This is a genomic window from Roseivivax sp. THAF30, assembly GCF_009363575.1.
GTDB lineage: Bacteria > Pseudomonadota > Alphaproteobacteria > Rhodobacterales > Rhodobacteraceae > Roseivivax > Roseivivax halotolerans.
Map to the genome: position 1 here is coordinate 330,258 of NZ_CP045389.1, position 19,585 is coordinate 349,842.

Sequence of the window (19,585 nt, forward strand, 5' to 3'; positions counted from 1 at the left end):
CGCTCATTTGCCGAACCTGCGTAGCAAGGATGGACGGCCGGATGTCTTGCCGGCCGGTGATGGCGGGGTGGTCGCGGCGGACGAAATCTTGCGAACGGCCTTGGCATAGGCGCTTCGCGGCACGCATTCGAGAAGCGGGCGGCCCGCGCGCTGCGCCCGGACGATCTGGCGGTCCGCGCGCGGCAAGACCGCGACCGCATCGACACCCAGTGCCTTTTGAACCGCCTTGGATGACAGCTTCGCATCGCTGCGTACTTCGGAGAGAACGACATGCACCCGGACATCCGGTGCCTCCGCCCCGATCCGTGACATCAAGCGGCTTGCGGCATTCACGCCCGCAAATCCGGCGGGGACCACCAGGAGCAGGGCATCGAACAACTCGGCGATCTGCGGATCGCGCATGAGCACGCTGCGGGGCAGGTCGGTGACGACCGCGTCGAATTCGCGGCGCAGCCGCGTGTAGAGAGGTGGCAATCCCGCTTCCAGCGCGAGGGTGTTCTGGCCTGCGCGCGATTGCCCGGAATAAAGGAAGAGCTGATCGCCGATCTCCTCCATCGTGGCGGCAAGGAAAGTGCCGTCCACCCGCTCGGGCGCACTCAGCGCTTCGAAAAGTCCTGCTGTGCCGTCACGATCGAGGGTCACGGCCTGCGAGCCGAACTCGAGATCCGCATCGATCAGCGCCGTGCGAAGGCTCTTGCTTTTGGTGCCCGCGAAATCGACTGCGAGGCTTTGGGAGAGCAGGCTCGCGCCGACGCCGCCGCAGCTTCCGACAACGGCGATGGAGGGGGCAGTCGCCCGAGGCTGCGGCATCTGCAGCACCTGCGCGGAAGGGCGGGGCGCCGGCTCGACGTTCAGGATGTCCTCGGCTTCGACCGGCATGGCGAAGTATTCCGACGCGCCCGCCCGGCGGAGCGCCCGATAGGTCTCGATATCGTCGTGCTCTCCCAGAACGATGACGTCGGCGCCGTTGTCACAAAGGGCCGTCACGTATTCGCAGGCCATCGAGAGAGAGATCTGGCCCATTTCGGCGATGATCTTGCTTGCAACCGGGCGCTCGGCGCTGACCCGCGCCGCACCGCCCAGGCCGCCGCCATGTATGACCGCATCGCCAAGGCCGGCGCGTTCGATGGCGGCCCGAACGGATCGCGCACCTGCATCCGTGCAAACGAAGGTGGCAAGACGGGCCGTCTGTTCTGAATTTTGAATGTTGATAGGCATCACGATTCACCCGTTCAGCGACAGAAAAGGCGGGCCGCCGCACGCGCGGAACAGACGCGCGACGGTCCGAACGGCATCACTGTTCGTCAGCTGCGGCCTGCATCGCGGTGCTGACGGATTCGAAACCGGTTCGCGTATCTGTGCCGAGCGTTGCCACTGCACCAACGATCACCGCACCGATCAGAGCGGCGAACAGGCCGTATTCGATGGCGGTGGCTCCGTCTTCGTCCCGAGCAAAGGTGCGGGCGATGGTGGCGATGGTTTTGCGTGTGAAGGTCATGGTTCGTCTCGCTGTTTGTGTGATGGACCCGAATGATCCGGGAATGCCGCATTCCTGATCCTAAACGTGATCCCACGATATCCACCGATGGTCTCGAACCTGGCCTCTCGACCCCTTGTCGGACGTCTGTCGTACCAAGGTCGGATGCCTTTCCGGCGGGAATCCGGCGGACCGCGGTGGGTTTGAGGCGACATTGCGGCAAGGCGCGATGCGACGTGTCCCCGCTTTCCGGTCGCGGCGAGACCGGGCCGGGCGCCTTGGGGAATATGCGGGGTTTAACGGCCGTCAGGATGACACAGATTCGGAAAAGACTCGCCCGCCGCAGCTCACCACGCGTCCCGCTTGGCCAGCCGCATCGACTGATCGCCCTGCGCGCGGCGCCTTTCCTCCAAGCTTTTCGGGATGTGTTCGGGCGTTGCATTCCCGAATGCCGGATCACGCCGGTATCGGAGCCTCATGCTCTTGCATCGCTGCAGACGCAAGCAACGCCGGGGCAAGCAGCCTCGCCCCGGCGCGGCGTTCAGATCGCTTGGAGCATCGCCTCGCCGCCCGACACGTCGCAGACGCCGGGGCCTTCCTCTTGCTGAAGCACTTTCACGACGCCCGCTTCGACGAGCATCGCGTAGCGCTTCGAGCGTGCGACGAGACCTGCGGGAGGGGCTGTGAATTCCATGCCGATCGCTTGCGTGAAGGCGCTTTCGGGATCGCCTAGCAGCGTGATCCCAGCCTCGCTCGCGCCCGTTGCCTCGCCCCACGCCTTCAGCACGAAGGGATCGTTCACCGAGATGCAGATGATCTCGTCGACGCCTTTCTCCATCAAGGCGTCCTTGGTGCGGATGAAGCTCGGCACATGGGCGGAATGGCAGGTCGGCGTGAAGGCGCCAGGCACCGCGAAGATGATGACGCGCCGTCCGTCGAGCTTGTCTCCGAGGCGGACCTGCTCCGGGCCGTCGGGGCCCATCTGCACCATCGTCGCCCCTGGCAGCGTGTCTCCTGTCTTGATCGGCATGCCCTGTCTCCCTTTAAGCTCCCGTCTCTGCCCGATATAGGCAGGGGACGCCCGAGGAAAACAAGCGAGAACGTCCATGCGCCATGTCGTCGTCATCGGAGCGGGCCAGGCCGGGGCCGCCTGTGTCGCGCGTCTGCGGAGCAAGGGATACGAAGGCCGGATCACACTGATCGGCGAAGAGCCGGTCCCGCCTTACCAGCGTCCGCCCTTGTCCAAGGCTTACCTTCTGGGAGAGATGCCGCTCGAACGGCTCTATCTTCGCCCCGAAAGTTTCTATGCCGAGAACGGAATCGAGCTGCGCCTCGGTGCGCGGGTCGAGGCAATCGACCCCGCCGCCAAGACTGTGACGGTCGAGGGCGAGATGCTCACCTATGACGATCTCGTTCTGACCACCGGCTCTTCGCCGCGCCGCCTGCCGCCAGAGATGGGCGGCGACCTCGACGGCGTTGTGACCGTCCGCACCCTCGACGATGTCGATGCAATGGCGCACAGATTCGGAGCGGGGGCGCGCGTCCTGATCGTCGGCGGCGGATATATCGGCCTCGAAGCGGCGGCTGTCGCGGCGAAGCGCGATCTCGATGTGACGCTTGTCGAGATGAGCGACCGCATTCTCTCGCGGGTCGCGGCACCTGAGACCTCCGATTTCTTCCGCGCCCTGCACGAGCGAAACGGCGTGACGATCCGCGAAGGAACCGGTCTCACGCAGCTTATCGGCGAGAACGGGCACGTGATTGGGGCGGACTTGTCCGACGGCACGCGTCTCGATCTCGATTTCGTGGTTGTGGGTGTCGGCATCTTGCCTGAAACCCAACTCGCGGAGGCGGCGGGTCTGGAGATCGAGAACGGGGTCAAGACTGATCTTCAGGGGCAGACCTCCGATCCGTCGATCTGGGCGGCGGGCGATTGCGCCTCCTTCCCGCATGGCGAGACGCGCCTGAGACTCGAAAGCGTCGGCAACGCCATCGATCAGGCCGAATGCGTTGCGGATAACATCGCGGGCGCGGCGCGCGATTATGCCGCCAAACCGTGGTTCTGGTCGGATCAGTATGATGTGAAGCTGCAAATCGCAGGGCTCTCGTCGGGTTACGACCGTGTCGTCATGCGCCCCGGTGAGGAGGGCGCGGTGTCTTTCTGGTATTACGCTGGCACGCGCCTGCTTGCTGTCGACGCGATGAACGATGCGCGTGCGTACATGGTCGGCAAGCGTCTCATCGAGGCGGGCAAGTCGCCCGATCCCGTCGCAGTGGCCGATCCCGCGACCGATCTCAAGGCATTGCTGAAAGCGTGAGGATCATCGCGGGCGCATATCGCGGGCGGCCGCTGACCGCCGTGGGCAAGGGCGATCCCGGCGCACATCTGCGCCCGACGACCGACCGCGTGCGCGAGAGCCTTTTCAACATGCTCGCAGGCGGGCGCTTCGGCGATCCATTCGAAGATGCCGTCGTGCTGGACCTCTTTGCCGGGACCGGGGCGCTCGGCCTAGAGGCGCTCTCGCGCGGGGCGGCGCGGGCGGTCTTCGTCGATGAGGGGCGCAAGGCGCAGGCGCTTTTGCGGAAGAATGTCGCGCTTCTGGGCTGCGGTGAGCGGGCAAAGGTCATCGGCATGGACGCAACGCGCCTGCCAAGGGCGGAGGAAACGGCGAGCCTCGTATTTCTCGATCCGCCTTACGGTCGCGATCTCGGTGCGCGAGCGCTGGTCGGGGCGAAAGAGGCGGGCTGGATCGCGGAAGGCGCGCTCATCGTCTGGGAGGAAAGCAGCCCGCAAGAGGCACCCGACGGCTTCGATCGGCTCGATACGCGGCGATACGGCGACACGCACGTGACGGTGCTCGAGGCGGACTGAGTGGGCCGCACAGGCTCGGGCGCGTCTGCCGCCTAGCTTTCCCGTCCCGCAAGTTTCGCCGACCGGTGCGACCAGAGGATATGTGTCAGTGCCCAGAGCGCTGCGACACTCGCGCCGATCCCCAGCGCGTCGAGACCGGCCATATCGAGCACCAGCCCGCCGAAGGCCGACCCGCAAGCCGTGCCCACATAGATCGCCGCCGCGTTGAGGGCGAGCACGACGCTCGCCTCCTCGGGGGCGAGGCCGAGAAGGCGTACCTGCTGCGCCGCCATGAACGACCAGCCGAGGATCGACCAGAGGAAGACCAGTGCCATCAGCGCCCAGACCGGGTAGGGCAGCCCCGAGAAAAGCGGCATAGTCAAAAGCTGGCCCGCAACCAGAAGCAGAAGCGTGCGGAGGAACCCCAGATTGTCGGCCATCCAGCCGCCGAGCAGATTGCCGAGCACCGCACCCACCCCGAAGACAACGAGCGTCAGGGTGATCGCATCGCGTCCAAAGCCCATCGTCTCGCTCAGAAGTGGCGCGATGTAAGTGTAAAGGACGAAGATCGAGCCGAGGAAGGAGGCGGTATAAAGAATTGCCCCCATTGCGATCCCGTCTCGAATGACACGGCCGAGGTCCGACAGCGAGACCGGCGCGAAGCTGAGGCCGCGAGGCACGCGCGTCCAGACGAGCGCGATGCCGACCACGGCCAGTGCGGCGACAAGCCAGAACGCCACGCGCCAGCCGAAGGTAAACGCGATCCAGCCGCCCGCGGGCACGCCCGCGACCTGTGCGAGCGTCAGCCCGAAGACGACAGCGGCAAGGACGCGGCCCCGCTCTTCAGGAGCGGCGAGCGCCGCCGCGACGGCGACCGAGACAGGCGTGAACATCCCCGCGCCCGCCGCCGCGACACCTCTGGCGAGGAGGAGCCAGCCCATCGACGGCGCGAGGGCTGCGCCCGTCATGCCGACCCCGAACAATGCCATACCGAGCGCCAGCACACGCCGCCGCCCGATCCGGCCGGTGGCGGAGACGAGGAGCGGTGAGAAGATCGCGTAGGAGATCGCGTAGATCGTCATCACCCAGCCCGCGCCGCTGCGCGAGACAGAGAGCGCCTCGGACATCGGGTCGATCAGCCCGATCACCACGAAGGCGCCCATGCCGATGACGAAGTTGCAGGCCGACAGCGTTGCGATGACGCTCCGGCTTGCGCCGTCAGTCATAAGTGGGGTGGAATTTGCCCGCCGGGGATTGCGTGAAGATCTCGACCCCGTCCGAGGTCACGCCGACCGAATGTTCGAACTGTGCGGAGAACGACTTGTCCCGCGTCACCGCCGTCCAGTCGTCGGACAGCACCTTGGTCTCGTGACGACCGAGATTCACCATCGGCTCGATGGTGAAGAACATGCCTTCCTCGAGCTGAGGGCCGGTGCCTGCGCGTCCATAATGCAGAACGTTCGGCGGCGCGTGGAACACCCGGCCCAACCCGTGTCCGCAGAAATCACGCACGACCGACATGCGCTGGCTCTCCACGTAGGTTTGAATGGCGTGGCCGATGTCGCCGAACGTGTTGCCCGGCTTGACCGCCTCGATCCCCATCATCAATGCGTCATAGGTGACCTGGATCAGCCGTTCGGATTTGCGCGGCAGCTTGCCCGCGACATACATCCGGCTTGTGTCGCCGTACCAGCCATCCACGATAACGGTGACGTCGATGTTGAGGATGTCGCCATCCTTCAGCTTCTTGTCGCCGGGGATGCCGTGGCAGACCACGTGGTTCACGCTGATGCAGGTGGCGTGCTGGTATCCCTTGTAGCCGATCGTCGCAGAGGTCGCGCCTTCTTCCTCGATCCGCTTGCGAATGTAGTCGTCAAGCGCGCCGGTGGTCTGGCCGGGATAGATATGCTCGGCCACCTCGTCGAGAAGCTGCGCCGCAAGACGCCCGGCCGCATGCATTCCCGCGAAATCGCCGGGTTCATAAATGCGGATCCCGTCTCGGGTCAGTCGTCCGGGGCTGGCTTCGTTCAAGGTTTATCTCCAAACATCTCTTGACGCGGAATTTAGGACCAAAAAGCGGGTATTTCCACCCGCTTGCTGCGATGCAGCTTGAAAGGGGCGTTCAAGTGGCCTGCGAGATGGCTTTCAGGGCTCCGAAAAAGGCAGCGGCGTCGTGGTTTTGATGCCGTCTGGCCCGATCTTGGTGGCCAGCGCGATGACCTCGACACCCGCGGCTCGGGCCTCGCGGAACGCCTTTGCGTAAGCGGGATCGATATCGGCGGCGAGGGCCACCTCGCGCGCATCATCGCGCGCGACGAGGTAGAGCATGATGGCCCGCCCCTCCACTGAAGCGATTTGGCCCAGTTCTTTCAAATGCTTGGTGCCGCGCGCTGTCACGCTGTCGGGAAATTCCGCCACGCCCGGCGTTCGGGAGAGGGTGACGGACTTCACCTCGACATAGGCGGCGGGCAGGCCCGCGCCTTGGAGGAGGAAATCGATTCGGCTCGCCTCTCCGTATTTCTGCTCGGGGCGGACGCTGTCATAGGCGTCGAGTCCTGCGATTCGCTTCGCCTCGAGCGCCTCGCGAACGATCCTGTTGGCGAGCGCGGTATCGACGGCGACGCGCGCGCCGGTCTCCAGTTCTGCGATCTTCCAGCTCCATTTGAGCTTTTTCTTCGGATCCTCGTTGGGCTCGAGCCAGGCAATCGTGCCCGGCTCTGCAAGGCCAAGCATGGAGCCGGGGTTGGCCACGTGCGCGGTGATCTCGCGTCCGTCCTCGAGACGGCAATCGGCGAGAAAGCGTTTGTACCGCCGAAGCAGCGTCGCGCGGACGAGAGGGGTTTGAAAGCGCATGGCGCAGGCCTATAGCTATGCCTCCAGCCGAGGCCAAGGAGGAGACGAGATGCCCAACCCCACAGCTGCCATGCTCGTGATCGGCAACGAGATCCTCTCGGGGCGGACGCGCGATGCGAACATGCATCATCTCGCGGGCGAATTCACCAAGCGCGGTATCGACCTCGCCGAGGTGCGGATCGTCTCGGACGAAAGCGCCGCCATCGTCGAGGCGCTCACGGCACTGAAAGATCGGTACGACATCGTCGTGACCTCCGGCGGGATCGGACCGACCCATGACGACATCACGGCCGATTGCGTGGCCGACGCGATGGGCGTCTCCATCGACGTGCGGGACGACGCCCGTGCCATCCTGGCCGAACATTACGAGCGCACCGGCAAGGAACTGAACGACGCGCGCCTGCGGATGGCCCGCATCCCCGATGGCGCGACCTTGATCGAGAACCCGGTCTCCGCCGCGCCGGGCTTCTCCATCGGCAATGTGCATGTGATGGCCGGCGTGCCGCAGGTCTTCCAGGCGATGGTGGCGAGCGTCCTGCCGACGCTGACCGGCGGCGCGCCTCTGCTGTCGCAATCCATCCGGGTCGAGCGCGGCGAGGGCGATATTGCCGGACCGCTTCGCGAGCTTGCAAAGGAATTCCCGGACCTGTCGTTCGGCTCCTATCCGTTCCACGAAAACGGCATCTACGGCGCGCATGTGGTTGTCCGCGGAAGCGACGGAGCGCGGGTCGATGCGGCGGTGACGCAGCTGGCAGAAACTTTCGCGGAATGACCGATCTCTTCGAGATCGCCGAGGCGACATGGCCGCCCCTGGTGCGCCATGACGTGCCAGGCTTCACGCTTCGCGACGGGGCGGGCGGCGGCAAGCGCGTCTCGGCTGCAACAGCACGGGACGGGTGGACCGAGGCGGATATCGCAGGCGCGGAGACGCGGATGCGCGGTCTCGAGCAGACGCCGCTTTTTATGGTGCGGAGCGGTGAGACGGCTCTCGACGACGCGCTCGAGGCGCGGGGATACCGCGTGATCGACCCGGTGGTGATCCGCGCGGCGCCGGTCGAGGCAATCGATGATCGCCCGATCCCGCGCGTGACCGCCTTCACCATCTGGGAGCCGCTCGCGATCATGCGCGAGCTTTGGCAGGCTGGCGGGATCGGGCCGGCGCGGCTCGATGTGATGGCGCGCGTGGATGGCCCGAAGACGGCGATCCTCGGGCGCATGAAAGACACGCCCGGTGGCTGCGCCTTCGCGGCGATCCACGGCGAGACGGTCATGGTTCACGCGGTGGAGGTCACGCCCGCGCTCCGCCGTCTCGGGCTTGCCGCCTGGATGATGCGGCAGGCCGCCCGCTGGGGGCGCGAGCACGGCGCGTCGCGGATCGCGATCCTCGTCACGCGCGCGAATGAGGGCGCGAACGCGCTCTATGCTTCCCTTGGGATGGAGGAGGTGGGAGAGTATCACTACCGCATCCACGCCGAGGAGGAACCGTGACCGACACGACCCAGCCGACCGCGCTCGATCTGCCCCAGGTCGATCCGCTGCCCGACGAGACGCAGCGCTATTTCGACATTTGCCAGGAAAAGCTCGGCATGGTGCCGAACGTTCTTCGCGCCCATGCTTTCTCGATCGAGAAGCTGAACGCCTTCACCGGGCTCTATAACGAGCTGATGCTCGCCGAGAGCGGCCTTAGCAAGCTCGAGCGCGAGATGATCGCGGTCTGCGTTTCCTCGATCAACAAATGCTTCTACTGCCTGACCGCGCATGGCGCGGCCGTACGCGCGCTTTCCGGCGATCCGAAGCTTGGCGAGATGATGGTCATGAACTGGCGGGTCGCGGATCTTTCTCCGCGCCATCGCGCGATGCTGACCTTCACAGAAGCCGTGACCAAGGCCTCCGCCGAAGTGCAGGAAGCAGACCGCGCGGCGTTGCGCGATGTCGGCTTCACCGACCGCGACATCTGGGACATCATAAATGTCGCCGCTTTCTTCAACATGACGAACCGGGTCGCGAGCGCGACCGATATGCGTCCGAACGATGATTATCATTCTCAGGCGCGCTAGCCTTCTTCTTGCCTGCCTCGCGGGGCCGCTTGCCGCGCAGGATCTGCCTCTGCCGGAAGCCGCCGAAGAAACGGTGTCGCTCACCGAGGCCGGGGTCAGCTACGCGCTGCCGAGCGGACCCTGGACGGCCGACAGCGGTCTGCCCGCACTGCGTGTCGACGGCACGCTCTCGCTGCGCGCCTGGCGGATCGACGATAGCGCCGCAACGCCGGCCGATCTGATGGGGCCGATTCGCGAGAGCCTGGAAGGGTCGGACTACGAGATCCTGCTCGATTGCGCTGCTGCGCGGTGCGGCGGGTTCGACTTCCGCTTCGCAACGCGCGTTGCGCCCGCGCCGGGCATGTATGTCGACCTGACCGATTATCGGTTCCTCTCCGCACGAAAGGGCGACAGGGCCATATCTGTCCTCACGAGCCGAAGTGCGGCGGCGGGCTTCGTGCAGAGCATCCAGATCTCCGAGAACGAGACACCTTCGGGCGGGATCGTCACGACACGTGCGGGCACATCGGCACCTGACGTTGCCACCGGCGACTTGATCGCGCGGCTCGAGGCGCAGGGGCATGTTCCGCTCGAGGATGTGACCTTCGCCAGCGGTGACACTTCCCTCGGTCAGGACGGGATCGCCTCTCTCGATACATTGGCCCGGTATCTCGCTGACACGCCCGACCGGCGCATCCTCTTGGTCGGGCACACGGATGCGGAAGGCTCGCTCGCGGGCAATCGCGACTTGTCCCTTGCGCGCGCGCGTTCGGTCGCGGCCTATCTGCGCGAGGCGGGTGCACCTGCCGATCAGGTCGCTGCCGAAGGCGTCGGATACCTCGCGCCGCGCGCCTCGAACCTGTCGCCGGAGGGCCGCGCGCTCAATCGCCGTGTCGAGGCTGTGCTGCTTGCACGCGAATGAGCCGCACCCGGGGTGGATTCAGTACCGACCTTCCCTTACCTGTGACAGGTAAGACGACCGGAGAGCCCTAATGACGACCCCGCCCCTCACGCTGTACCTCGCCGCGCCGCGCGGCTTCTGCGCCGGCGTCGACCGCGCGATCAAGATCGTGGAGATGGCGCTCGAGAAATGGGGCGCGCCGGTCTACGTGCGCCACGAGATCGTGCACAACAAGTTCGTCGTCGACGGATTGCGCGAGAAAGGCGCGGTCTTCGTCGAGGAGCTGGACGAATGCCCGCCGGACCGTCCGGTGATCTTCTCGGCGCATGGCGTGCCGAAGGCCGTGCCCGCCGAGGCCGCCGAGCGCGAAATGGTCTATGTGGACGCGACCTGTCCGCTTGTTTCGAAAGTGCATATCGAGGCGGCGCGGCACCACGAGAATGGTCTCCAGATGGTCATGATCGGCCATGCCGGGCATCCCGAGACGGTCGGCACGATGGGGCAGCTGCCCGAGGGCGAGGTACTGCTGGTGGAGACGCCGGAGGATGTCGCGCATCTCGACGTGCGGGATCCCGAGAAACTGGCTTTCGTCACGCAGACGACCCTGTCTCTCGACGACACCGCCGAAATCGTCGCCGCTCTCAAGGCGCGTTTCCCGGCCATCGTCGGCCCGCACAAGGAAGACATCTGCTACGCCACCACGAACCGGCAGGAAGCGGTGAAGGCGATGGCTCCCGATTGCGACGCGCTTCTGGTGGTCGGCGCGCCGAACTCGTCCAACTCCAAGCGGCTCGTCGAAGTCGGTGCGCGGGCAGGCTGCCGTTATGCCCAACTCGTCCAGCGAGCCGCTGACATCGACTGGCGCGCGCTCGAGGGTATCCGCTCCATCGGCCTCACGGCGGGCGCCTCCGCGCCAGACGTGCTCATCGAAGAGGTGATCGACGCCTTCCGCGCGCGTTACGATGTGACCGTGGAGACGGTGACGACGGCCGAGGAGAACGTCGAGTTCAAGGTGCCCCGCGTCCTGCGTGAGCCTGCCTGAAGCAAGCGCGGCTTGGCCTTAGCGTTCGTCCCCCCGAGTATTCGGGCTATCCCGGAAAAGAACGCGCCTTGACCGCGGTCCTGGCCCGACGGAGAGTCGGGCGGTTCGAACCGGGAAAGCCGCTCCATGTCGCTACAATTCCTTCTGACCGCTTTCGTTGTCGTGATCGCTCCCGGAACGGGTGTTCTCTATACGCTGGCGATCTCGCTCGGGCAGGGGCGGCGCGCGGCGCTTTGGGCGGCGCTGGGCTGCACGTTCGGGATCGTACCGCATCTGGCTGCGGCAATCCTTGGGCTTGCGGCGCTCCTGCATACCTCGGCGCTTCTTTTCACGGCGGTGAAGTGGGCGGGCGTGGCCTATCTTCTGTATCTCGCCTGGCAGTCGTTGCGCGCGGGCGGCGCGCTGGCCGTTTCCGAGGACCGGACGGCGGAGCCGGGCATTCGCATCGCGCGACGCGGAGCGCTCATCAACATCCTGAACCCGAAACTGTCGGTGTTCTTCCTGGCACTGCTGCCGCCGTTCCTCTCGGGCAATCCCGCGACCGCGACCCTCGAGATGACCACGCTCGGCGCGATCTTCATGGCACTCACCTTCGTTGTCTTCGTCGGATACGGGCTGCTTGCCGCCGAGGCACGCGACCGTCTTCTGGCGAGCGCCCGCGCGATGCGCTGGCTCAACCGATCCTTCGCAACGCTGTTTGCCGCGCTGGCCGGCAGACTGGCGCTCGAACGGGCCGGGTGACAGGAGAGGCCGCTCGCGCTATCTCGCGCTCCGCAGACCTGTTCGCCGAGAGACGTGATGACCCAAATTCCCCGCTCCGCCCTGATCCTTGGACTGGCAGGCGTGATCCCGTTCGCCTGGGGCGCGCTGACGCTTCTGGCGCCCGCTCTGGCCGGCTGGGGTCAGCAGACGCTGGGGCCGCGCTTCATCGGGCCGTATGTGCAGCTTTACTACGGGGCGATCATTCTGAGCTTCATGTCGGGGGTGCTCTGGGGCTTTGCGACGAAGGCCGAAGACAGCCGCGCCGCCACGGGCTATGCGCTGTCGGTGATCCCGGCGCTCTGGGCCTTCTTCATGACGGGGGGTGGGCCCACCTCGGCGGCGATCAATCTGATGACCGGGTTCGCGGGGCTCCTGATCCTCGATTTCGCCTTCTGGCGCTGGGGACTCGCGCCGGGCTGGTGGATGCAGCTGCGCGTGCTTCTGACTGCCCTTGTCGTGCTCTGTCTCGCGATCGGACCGATCTTCTGACCTAGCCCGCCGCAGCGGCGGTCGCCCAGGCAAGGACAATGTAGCGGCCGGTCTTCGCGACGCTCACGAGTGCCAGGAATTGCCAGAGCGGCACGCGCATGATCCCGGCGATGACGGTGAAGGCATCGCCGAAGGGAGCCCAGCTCAGGAGCAGGGTCCAGAGCCCGTAGCGCTGCCACCAGTCCTGTGCGCGATCAAGCTGCCGGCCAGAGGCGGGAAACCAGCGGCGGTCGCGGAATCGCTCAGCATAAAGGCCCATCACGAAATTGACGACCGCGCCGAGAATGTTGCCGATACTTGCGACGAGAACCAGGAGCCAGACCGGCCAGCGCCCGCCGAGTTGCAAGCCGACGAAGACCACTTCGGACTGGAACGGCAGGATCGTCGCAGCCCCGAAGGCCGCAAGAAACAGGCCGCCAAGAGCCGCGATAGCTGCCATCATCGGCTGAGATCAGCCGTTCGAGGCCTGCCGCTCGGACGCCTCGTCCTGATCGCGCGGCGGACGCCCGATCACGGTGCGAAGCTCATCGAGTTCGATGAAGTTGTCAGCCTGGCGGCGCAGCTCGTCGGCGATCATCGGCGGCTGGCTGCGGATCGTGGAGACGACCGAGACGCGCACGCCCTGACGCTGCAAGCTTTCCACGAGCGGACGAAAGTCGCCGTCGCCGGAGAACAACACGATGTGATCCACCCGCGGGGCAAGCTCCATGGCATCGACGGTCAGTTCGATATCCATGTTGCCTTTCACCTTCCGGCGCCCCTGGCTGTCGGTGTATTCCTTGGCCGGCTTGGTCACCATCGAGAAACCGTTGTAATGCAGCCAGTCCACCAGAGGGCGGATCGGCGAGTATTCTTCGTTTTCCAGAAGCGCGGTGTAATAAAAGGCGCGAATCATGCGTCCGCGCCGGACAAATTCCTGCCGCAGAAGCTTGTAGTCGATGTCGAAGCCTAGGGACTTGGCTGCTGCGTACAGATTCGACCCGTCGATGAACAGCGCCAGCCGTTCGTCCTTGTAAAACATGAAATTCCTCTTCAATGAATGCGGGCTGCCGTCGGGCGAACGAAAGCAATCCTCCGAGTGCCAGACGTGCGATTATAATTGGAACATATTACCGCGAAACTGCACTGCAAGCGAGCGTAGACGTAACGGCAACATGACGTTCACGCAAGAAACCCCCTTCCTGTCTGGCGAACACCGCACCGCGCTGATCGCGCTTGGTGCGAATCTGCCTTGGAATGACGCGCCACCCGAGGCGACTTTGGCCGAGGCCCTGGTCGTGATCGCTCAGGGACCGCTCGGTCTTCGGGCGGCAAGCCGGTTCTACCGGACACCATGTTTTCCCGCGGGGGCAGGCCCGGATTACGTGAATGCCGCGATCCTCTGCGACGTGCCGGACGGGCTCGAAGCACGCGACGTGCTGGCCGAGCTTCACCGGATCGAGACGCATTTCGGTCGGGCGCGGGCGCAACGATGGGGGATGCGGACGCTCGACCTCGATCTGGTCGCGATGGACGGTGCGGTTGCGCCTGACGAGCATACTTGGCGCCAATGGCACGATCTTCCCGCGGCGGAGCAGCGCCGCGTTGCGCCTGATGAGCTGATCCTGCCGCATCCGAGGCTTCAGGACAGGGGCTTCGTGCTGGTGCCGCTGGCCGATATCGCGCCCGCCTGGCGGCACCCGATCCTGGGGCGAACGATCTTCGAGATGCGAGCCGCGCTGCCCCGTGAGGCCTGCGACGAAATCGCGCCGATGTAAAAAGAAGGCTTCTTGTCAAGCCTTAGCTTGCGCGTTACATACCACCTTTCTGACGTCAGACCCGAAGACTGGAGACATACATGGCCCGCGTGACGGTTGAAGATTGCGTCGACAAGGTTCCGAATCGCTTCGAGCTGGTTCTCCTGTCCGCCCATCGCGCCCGCGAAATCTCGTCCGGCGCCGCGATCACGGTGGACCGTGACAACGACAAGAACCCCGTCGTGTCGCTCCGCGAGATCGCCGAGGAAACGCAGTCCGCAGAAGAGCTGCGCGAGCGCCTCATCGAGTCCAAGCAGACCCAGATCGAGGTGGACGAGCCCGAGGACGACGCAATGGCGCTCCTGATGGGCTCCGAGCCGGACAAGCCGCAGCAGGACGACGACATGTCCGAGGAGAAGCTGCTCCGCGCGCTGATGGAGGCGCAGGGCGAGAACTGATGCCTCGCGCGCGTCGGGCATCTTGAGGATGATGGCGCATGATTGCCGCCGAGGATCTCATTGCGCTCGTCCGCAACTACAATCCCAGAACGAATGAAAAGCTCATTCGCGCGGCCTACGAGTACGGTCGCGCGATGCATGAAGGGCAGATGCGGCAGTCGGGCGAGCCCTACTTCACGCATCCCGTCGCTGTGGCGGCGATCCTGACCGAGCAACAGCTCGACGACGCCACAATCATCACCGCGCTCCTTCACGACACGATCGAAGACACCAAGTCGACCTACAACGAGATCTCCGAGCGTTTCGGCGCGGAGACCGCGATGCTGGTGGACGGGGTGACGAAGCTCACCAACCTTCAACTCTCCTCGACCGAGACCAAGCAGGCGGAGAATTTCCGCAAGCTTTTCATGGCGATGTCGAAGGATTTGCGGGTGATCCTCGTCAAGCTCGCCGACCGGCTGCACAACATGCGTACCATCAAGGCGATGCGTGAGGAGAAGCAGCTCCAGAAAGCGCGCGAGACGATGGATATCTACGCGCCGCTCGCAGGCCGGATGGGGATGCAGTGGATGCGCGAGGAGCTCGAGGATCTCGCCTTCCGCGTCATCAACCCCGAAGCGAGGCTGTCGATCATCCGCCGCTTCATCACCCTTCAGCGCGAGGCCGGCGACGTCATTCCGCGTATCACGTCCGACATGCGCCATGAGCTGGACCAGGTCGGGATCGACGCGGAGGTCTTCGGGCGCGCGAAGAAACCCTATTCGATCTGGCGCAAGATGCAGGAGAAGGAGCTGTCCTTCTCGCGGCTGTCGGACATCTACGGCTTCCGCGTCATCACCGCCAGCGAGATGGATTGCTACCGCGCGCTCGGCGCCATCCACCGCCGCTGGCGTGCCGTGCCGGGCAGGTTCAAGGACTACGTGAGCCAGCCCAAGACGAACGGCTACCGCTCGATTCACACCACCGTTTCGGGCCGCGACGGCAAGCGCGTCGAGGTGCAGATCCGCACCCGGCAGATGCACGAGGTCGCAGAGACCGGCGTCGCTGCGCATTGGTCTTACCGCGACGGTGTGCGGGCGCAGAACCCGTTCGCGGTCGATCCGGCCAAATGGATCGCCTCCCTGACGGAGCAGTTCACCGCTGAGGAGGATCACGACGAATTCCTCGAGGCGGTCAAGCTCGAGATGTATTCCGACCAGGTCTTCTGCTTCACGCCGAAGGGCGACGTGGTGAAGTTGCCGCGCGGCGCGACGCCGCTCGATTTCGGCTACGCGATCCACACCCGCATCGGCTCGGCCTGCGTCGGCGCGAAGGTGGACGGGCTGCGCGTGCCGCTCTGGACCCGTCTCAAGAACGGTCAATCGGTGGAGATCATCACCGCCGAAGGACAGACGCCGCAGGCGACCTGGCTCGATATCGCGCAGACCGGCAAGGCCAAGACCGCGATCCGGCGGGCGCTGCGCGAGGCGCGCAAGGAGCGTTTCGTCAAGCTCGGTCACGAGATCGCGCGCTCCGCTTTCGAGCATGTGGGCAAGAAAGCCTCCGATAAAGTGCTTGAGAAGGCGGCGAAGACCCTGCGCCTCGAGGACGGCGAAGAGCTTCTGGCGCGGCTCGGTTCGGCCGAGATCTCCGCCCGCGAAGTGGTGGCCGCGGTCTATCCCGACCTCTCGCCGCGTCCATCCTCCGAAGTCGACACGGCTCGGGCTGTCATTGGTCTGGCCCATGACCAGGGGTTCGCACGTGCGAAATGCTGTCAGCCTCTGCCCGGCGAGCGGATTGTCGGTATCGCGCGGCGCGGTCACGGCGTCGTGGTCCACGCGATCGATTGCCCGAGCCTTGCCGAGTTCGAGGACGAGCCGGACCGCTGGCTCGACCTGCAATGGGCCGAAGGGCGGCATCCGCCGCTCTATGATGTCACCCTCGAACTGACGATCGGAAACGATGCGGGCGTATTGGGGCGGATTTGCACATTGATCGGAGAGCGCAAGGCCAATATCTCGGACCTTGAGTTCCGTGACCGGAAGCCGGACTACTACCGGCTCGAGGTCGAGCTGCAGCTCAGCGATGCCGAACACCTTCACTCGGTGATCTCGGCTCTCGAAGCCGAAAGCGACGTCGCACAGGTCGAGCGCCGCCGGGACACGGACCGAAGCGAAAAGGCCCGCACGGCCGCCGAATAGGATTGGGATCCCTCCTTGGTCTTCAGGAGACGCGAACAGCAGCCGTACTGGAAGCAGGGCTTGCGCTTTCTCTGGCCGAAAGGCGGGTGGGGCCGCGCGGCACGCTATATCCGTCACCGGCTGCAGCGCCTGCCCGACCCGCCGGACAAGATCGCGCGCGGCATCTTCGCCGGCGTCTTCATGACCTTCACGCCGCTCTACGGGTTGCACTTCTTTCTGGCGGCGCTTTTGGCATGGGTGCTGCGCGGGAATATCGTCGCGGCACTGATGGGCACCTTTTTCGGCAACCCGCTGACCTACGTGCCGATCGCGGTGGTCTCGCTGCAGACCGGGCATTGGATTCTCGGCGATGAAAGCGATCCCGAGGATCACCGCTGGGTCGGCGACAAATTCGCGGCCGCTGGCCGCGACCTGTGGGACAATTTCGTCGCGATCTTCACGTCCGACCGGGCCGACTGGAGCGATCTGGCGCTTTTCTACGACGATGTCTTCTTTCCCTATCTCGTGGGAGGCATCATTCCCGGGATCGTCACGGGGCTCATCTGCTACTACATCTCGCTGCCGCTGATCCGCGCCTACCAGAACCGGCGCAAGGGGATCATCGCGGCCAAGATCGCGGCGATGAAGGCGAAAAAGCAGAAACAGGCTGACGGCAACGCCTCCGCGGACTAGCTTTCCCGCCACAGACAGGACGGAGACCCCCGCCATGGCGACCGAGGATCAAACACTCAGGCTCGGTGTGAACATCGATCACGTTGCGACCGTACGAAACGCGCGCGGCAGCGCCTATCCCGATCCCGTCCGTGCGGCAGAGATAGCCGAGAAGGCCGGGGCCGACGGCATCACGGCGCATCTGCGCGAGGATCGCCGGCACATTCGCGACGGCGATATCGAAGCGCTGATGGCGTCGCTCCGCACACCGCTCAATTTCGAGATGGCCGCGACCGAGGAGATGCAGAAAATCGCCCTTCGGCATCGTCCGCACGCGGTATGCATCGTGCCCGAAAAGCGCGAGGAGCGCACGACCGAGGGCGGGCTCGAAGTTGCGAAGGATCAGAACCGGCTCGCCGATTTCATCGTCCCCCTGCGCGAGGCAGGCGCGCGCGTGTCGCTGTTCATTGCGGCCGATCCCGAGCAGATCGAGGCCTCCGCCCGCATCGGCGCGGCGGTCGTGGAGCTGCACACGGGCGCTTATTGCGACCTGCACTACGAGGAGCGGTTCGAAGAACGCGACGCGGAACTCGAACGGCTGCGGGCGGCGGCGGCTCAGGCTCACGGGCTGGGGCTCGAGGTCCATGCAGGCCACGGGCTCACCTTCGAAACGGTCGGGCCGATCGCCGCGATCCCCGAGATCCGCGAGCTCAATATCGGGCATTTCCTGATCGCAGAGGCGATCTTTCTCGGTCTTGACGGGGCGATCCGCGAAATGCGCCGACTGATGGACGAGGCGCGGGCATGATCCGCTCTTTCGCTCTTGCGAGCGTCTTCGCGCTGGCCGGGCAGGCCGCCCTGGCCGATGTCACGCGCGATTGCGACACGTTCGAGGCGAATGCGCGCAATCTCGTCCTGCCGCCCGAGATCGGCATACGTACCTTCGCTCAAGGTGCGATCCGGATGTTCTATCTCGACACCGGCGGCGAGCCGGCCTGCTGCTCCTCGCACCTGATGGTGGTCCTGCCATCGCCTGAAGATCCGGGTGATATCTGCACCCTGATCTCGAATGAACGCAATTTTGGCTATGGCGGGCTCGATCTTGCAGGGGCTGTCGCCTCCTACGATGCCGCGACCGGTCTCAGTGTCGATGTCCCCGTGCGCGTCTTCGACGGTGCGGATTTCGTGGACGAAACGCTGACCGTCACCATCAATCAGCAAAGCGGCGTCGTCGCGACCTCGCAGCGATGAGCTTCGAGCTGACCCCGACCGAGGCGGATGCGCTTGGCCGCGTGATCGACGAGGCGCGACGGCTTTACACGCCCGGTGGCGGCCCCGTCTTCACCGCGGCGATCGTCCGAAACGACCGGATCGTGATGCTGGCCCGGAACGAGGTCGGTGACGAGCGCGATCCTTCCCGGCATGCCGAGATCGTCGCCATCGCCCGCGCCTGCCGCACGCTCGGCACGAAGGATCTGTCGGGCGCGAGCCTGATCGCTTCGATGCAGCCCTGCGAGATGTGCCTGGCCGCGATGCGCTGGGCGGGCATCGACCGTCTGGCGTTCGCGATGACGCAGGAGGCCGCGCCGGATTTCTTCCAGTTTCCAGGCCTCGGAATCGCGGATTACGCCCGCGCCTCGGGCGATGCCTTCATCTGGACGGGCGGGCTCCGGCAGGACGACGTCGCGCATATCTATCGGGGAGAGACATGATCCTCGGCGTCGGCACAGATCTGGCGAATATCGAGCGCATCCAGGGCACGCTTGACCGCTTTGGCGACCGCTTCCGCAACCGTGTCTTCACCGAGACCGAGCAGCGCAAGGCGGAACGCCGCGCGGATGTCGCCGGCACCTATGCCAAGCGCTGGGCGGCGAAGGAGGCCTGCTCCAAGGCGCTTGGCACCGGGCTTCGCATGGGGATCGCCTGGAAGGATATGGCCGTGACCAATCTGCGAACGGGCCAGCCCGTCATGCATGTCACCGGCTGGGCCGCCGACCGGCTGGCCGAAATGACCCCCGAAGGACACGAGGCGATCATCCACGTCACCCTGACCGACGATCATCCCTGGGCGCAGGCCTTCGTCGTGATCGAGGCGCGCCCTCGCGCTTGACTTCGCGGGTGCCGGTCGGCACTTAACCGGCGCAAAGGG

The 19,585-nt window shown here is 65.3% G+C and carries 25 protein-coding genes; 17 read left to right on the forward strand and 8 right to left on the reverse strand.

Annotated features, from left to right (window positions below; all coding sequences use genetic code 11):
* Positions 1-3: 3 nt before the first annotated feature.
* The 3 genes from FIU91_RS01485 to FIU91_RS01495 form a co-directional block, all read right to left on the reverse strand.
* A complete protein-coding gene (locus FIU91_RS01485) occupies positions 4-1,218 on the reverse strand; it encodes a hypothetical protein (RefSeq protein WP_152461147.1) in 1,215 nt (404 codons plus the stop codon).
* A 76-nt stretch (positions 1,219-1,294) separates the two neighbouring features.
* Entirely contained in the window at positions 1,295-1,498 is a 204-nt protein-coding gene (locus tag FIU91_RS01490) for a Flp family type IVb pilin (RefSeq protein ID WP_152461148.1), read from the reverse strand.
* 520 nt (positions 1,499-2,018) lie between these two features.
* The gene (locus FIU91_RS01495; protein ID WP_152461149.1) at positions 2,019-2,507 is read right to left on the reverse strand and encodes a peroxiredoxin; all 489 of its coding nucleotides are present in this window, start codon (positions 2,505-2,507) and stop codon (positions 2,019-2,021) included.
* A gap of 76 nt (positions 2,508-2,583) precedes the next feature.
* Between FIU91_RS01495 and FIU91_RS01500 the strand changes: the two genes are divergently transcribed.
* A complete protein-coding gene (locus tag FIU91_RS01500) occupies positions 2,584-3,795 on the forward strand; it encodes an NAD(P)/FAD-dependent oxidoreductase (RefSeq protein WP_152461150.1) in 1,212 nt (403 codons plus the stop codon).
* Positions 3,792-4,349: a 16S rRNA (guanine(966)-N(2))-methyltransferase RsmD gene (gene rsmD / locus FIU91_RS01505; protein WP_152461151.1), complete on the forward strand. Its 558-nt coding sequence runs from the start codon at positions 3,792-3,794 to the stop codon at positions 4,347-4,349. The genes FIU91_RS01500 and rsmD overlap by 4 nt, the downstream gene beginning before the upstream one ends.
* A 32-nt stretch (positions 4,350-4,381) precedes the next feature.
* On the opposite strand, the gene FIU91_RS01510 is transcribed toward rsmD, so the two are convergent.
* The 3 genes from FIU91_RS01510 to sfsA form a co-directional block, all read right to left on the reverse strand.
* Entirely contained in the window at positions 4,382-5,554 is a 1,173-nt protein-coding gene (locus tag FIU91_RS01510; RefSeq protein WP_152461152.1) for an MFS transporter, read from the reverse strand.
* Positions 5,547-6,359, reverse strand: a complete 813-nt coding sequence (gene map, locus FIU91_RS01515; protein WP_093011204.1) for a type I methionyl aminopeptidase — start codon at positions 6,357-6,359, stop codon at positions 5,547-5,549. The genes FIU91_RS01510 and map overlap by 8 nt, the downstream gene beginning before the upstream one ends.
* 114 nt (positions 6,360-6,473) lie before the next feature.
* On the reverse strand, positions 6,474-7,181 hold the full coding sequence (sfsA, locus tag FIU91_RS01520) for a DNA/RNA nuclease SfsA (protein ID WP_152461153.1): 708 nt from the start codon (positions 7,179-7,181) through the stop codon (positions 6,474-6,476).
* 49 nt (positions 7,182-7,230) lie between these two features.
* Here sfsA and FIU91_RS01525 point away from each other — a divergent pair, with 49 nt between their 5' ends.
* The 7 genes from FIU91_RS01525 (at position 7,231) to FIU91_RS01555 (ending at position 12,411) form a co-directional block, all read left to right on the forward strand.
* Positions 7,231-7,953 carry a molybdopterin-binding protein gene (locus tag FIU91_RS01525; RefSeq protein ID WP_152461154.1) on the forward strand — a complete coding sequence of 241 codons (723 nt, stop codon included), beginning with the start codon at positions 7,231-7,233 and terminating at the stop codon, positions 7,951-7,953.
* A complete protein-coding gene (locus FIU91_RS01530; RefSeq protein WP_152461155.1) occupies positions 7,950-8,669 on the forward strand; it encodes a GNAT family N-acetyltransferase in 720 nt (239 codons plus the stop codon). Before FIU91_RS01525 ends, FIU91_RS01530 begins: the two co-directional genes overlap by 4 nt.
* A complete protein-coding gene (locus FIU91_RS01535; RefSeq protein ID WP_093011216.1) occupies positions 8,666-9,238 on the forward strand; it encodes a peroxidase-related enzyme in 573 nt (190 codons plus the stop codon). The genes FIU91_RS01530 and FIU91_RS01535 overlap by 4 nt, the downstream gene beginning before the upstream one ends.
* Entirely contained in the window at positions 9,213-10,139 is a 927-nt protein-coding gene (locus tag FIU91_RS01540) for an OmpA family protein (protein WP_152461156.1), read from the forward strand. Before FIU91_RS01535 ends, FIU91_RS01540 begins: the two co-directional genes overlap by 26 nt.
* Before the next feature lie 70 nt (positions 10,140-10,209).
* A complete protein-coding gene (gene ispH, locus FIU91_RS01545; RefSeq protein ID WP_152461157.1) occupies positions 10,210-11,160 on the forward strand; it encodes a 4-hydroxy-3-methylbut-2-enyl diphosphate reductase in 951 nt (316 codons plus the stop codon).
* Between the two features lie 126 nt (positions 11,161-11,286).
* Positions 11,287-11,901: a LysE family translocator gene (locus tag FIU91_RS01550; protein WP_093011225.1), complete on the forward strand. Its 615-nt coding sequence runs from the start codon at positions 11,287-11,289 to the stop codon at positions 11,899-11,901.
* A 57-nt stretch (positions 11,902-11,958) separates the two neighbouring features.
* Positions 11,959-12,411: a DUF3429 domain-containing protein gene (locus FIU91_RS01555; protein ID WP_152461158.1), complete on the forward strand. Its 453-nt coding sequence runs from the start codon at positions 11,959-11,961 to the stop codon at positions 12,409-12,411.
* Position 12,412: 1 nt separating this feature from the next.
* On the opposite strand, the gene FIU91_RS01560 is transcribed toward FIU91_RS01555, so the two are convergent.
* Together FIU91_RS01560 and FIU91_RS01565 are read right to left on the reverse strand one after the other, a co-directional pair.
* Complete coding sequence (locus FIU91_RS01560; RefSeq protein ID WP_152461159.1) at positions 12,413-12,853, reverse strand: YqaA family protein; 441 nt, start codon at positions 12,851-12,853, stop codon at positions 12,413-12,415.
* A 9-nt stretch (positions 12,854-12,862) separates the two neighbouring features.
* Positions 12,863-13,432 carry an NYN domain-containing protein gene (locus tag FIU91_RS01565; protein WP_093011234.1) on the reverse strand — a complete coding sequence of 190 codons (570 nt, stop codon included), beginning with the start codon at positions 13,430-13,432 and terminating at the stop codon, positions 12,863-12,865.
* Positions 13,433-13,565: 133 nt separating this feature from the next.
* Here FIU91_RS01565 and folK point away from each other — a divergent pair, with 133 nt between their 5' ends.
* The 8 genes from folK to acpS all read left to right on the forward strand — a co-directional run bounded on the left by folK (position 13,566) and on the right by acpS (position 19,546).
* Positions 13,566-14,168 carry a 2-amino-4-hydroxy-6-hydroxymethyldihydropteridine diphosphokinase gene (gene folK / locus FIU91_RS01570; protein WP_152461160.1) on the forward strand — a complete coding sequence of 201 codons (603 nt, stop codon included), beginning with the start codon at positions 13,566-13,568 and terminating at the stop codon, positions 14,166-14,168.
* 80 nt (positions 14,169-14,248) lie between these two features.
* Positions 14,249-14,605 (forward strand): DNA-directed RNA polymerase subunit omega, encoded by a 357-nt coding sequence (gene rpoZ / locus FIU91_RS01575; RefSeq protein ID WP_152461161.1) that lies wholly within the window; start codon positions 14,249-14,251, stop codon positions 14,603-14,605.
* Between the two features lie 38 nt (positions 14,606-14,643).
* A complete protein-coding gene (locus tag FIU91_RS01580; protein ID WP_093011243.1) occupies positions 14,644-16,785 on the forward strand; it encodes a bifunctional (p)ppGpp synthetase/guanosine-3',5'-bis(diphosphate) 3'-pyrophosphohydrolase in 2,142 nt (713 codons plus the stop codon).
* 15 nt (positions 16,786-16,800) lie between these two features.
* On the forward strand, positions 16,801-17,457 hold the full coding sequence (locus tag FIU91_RS01585) for a DUF2062 domain-containing protein (RefSeq protein ID WP_152461162.1): 657 nt from the start codon (positions 16,801-16,803) through the stop codon (positions 17,455-17,457).
* Between the two features lie 34 nt (positions 17,458-17,491).
* The gene (locus FIU91_RS01590; protein ID WP_152461163.1) at positions 17,492-18,244 is read left to right on the forward strand and encodes a pyridoxine 5'-phosphate synthase; all 753 of its coding nucleotides are present in this window, start codon (positions 17,492-17,494) and stop codon (positions 18,242-18,244) included.
* Positions 18,241-18,687, forward strand: coding sequence for a hypothetical protein (locus tag FIU91_RS01595; protein ID WP_152461164.1), 447 nt, complete (start codon positions 18,241-18,243; stop codon positions 18,685-18,687). Before FIU91_RS01590 ends, FIU91_RS01595 begins: the two co-directional genes overlap by 4 nt.
* Positions 18,684-19,148 carry a nucleoside deaminase gene (locus FIU91_RS01600; protein WP_245760223.1) on the forward strand — a complete coding sequence of 155 codons (465 nt, stop codon included), beginning with the start codon at positions 18,684-18,686 and terminating at the stop codon, positions 19,146-19,148. The genes FIU91_RS01595 and FIU91_RS01600 overlap by 4 nt, the downstream gene beginning before the upstream one ends.
* Complete coding sequence (gene acpS / locus FIU91_RS01605) at positions 19,145-19,546, forward strand: holo-ACP synthase (RefSeq protein ID WP_093011256.1); 402 nt, start codon at positions 19,145-19,147, stop codon at positions 19,544-19,546. Before FIU91_RS01600 ends, acpS begins: the two co-directional genes overlap by 4 nt.
* The last annotated feature ends 39 nt before the right edge of the window (positions 19,547-19,585 follow it).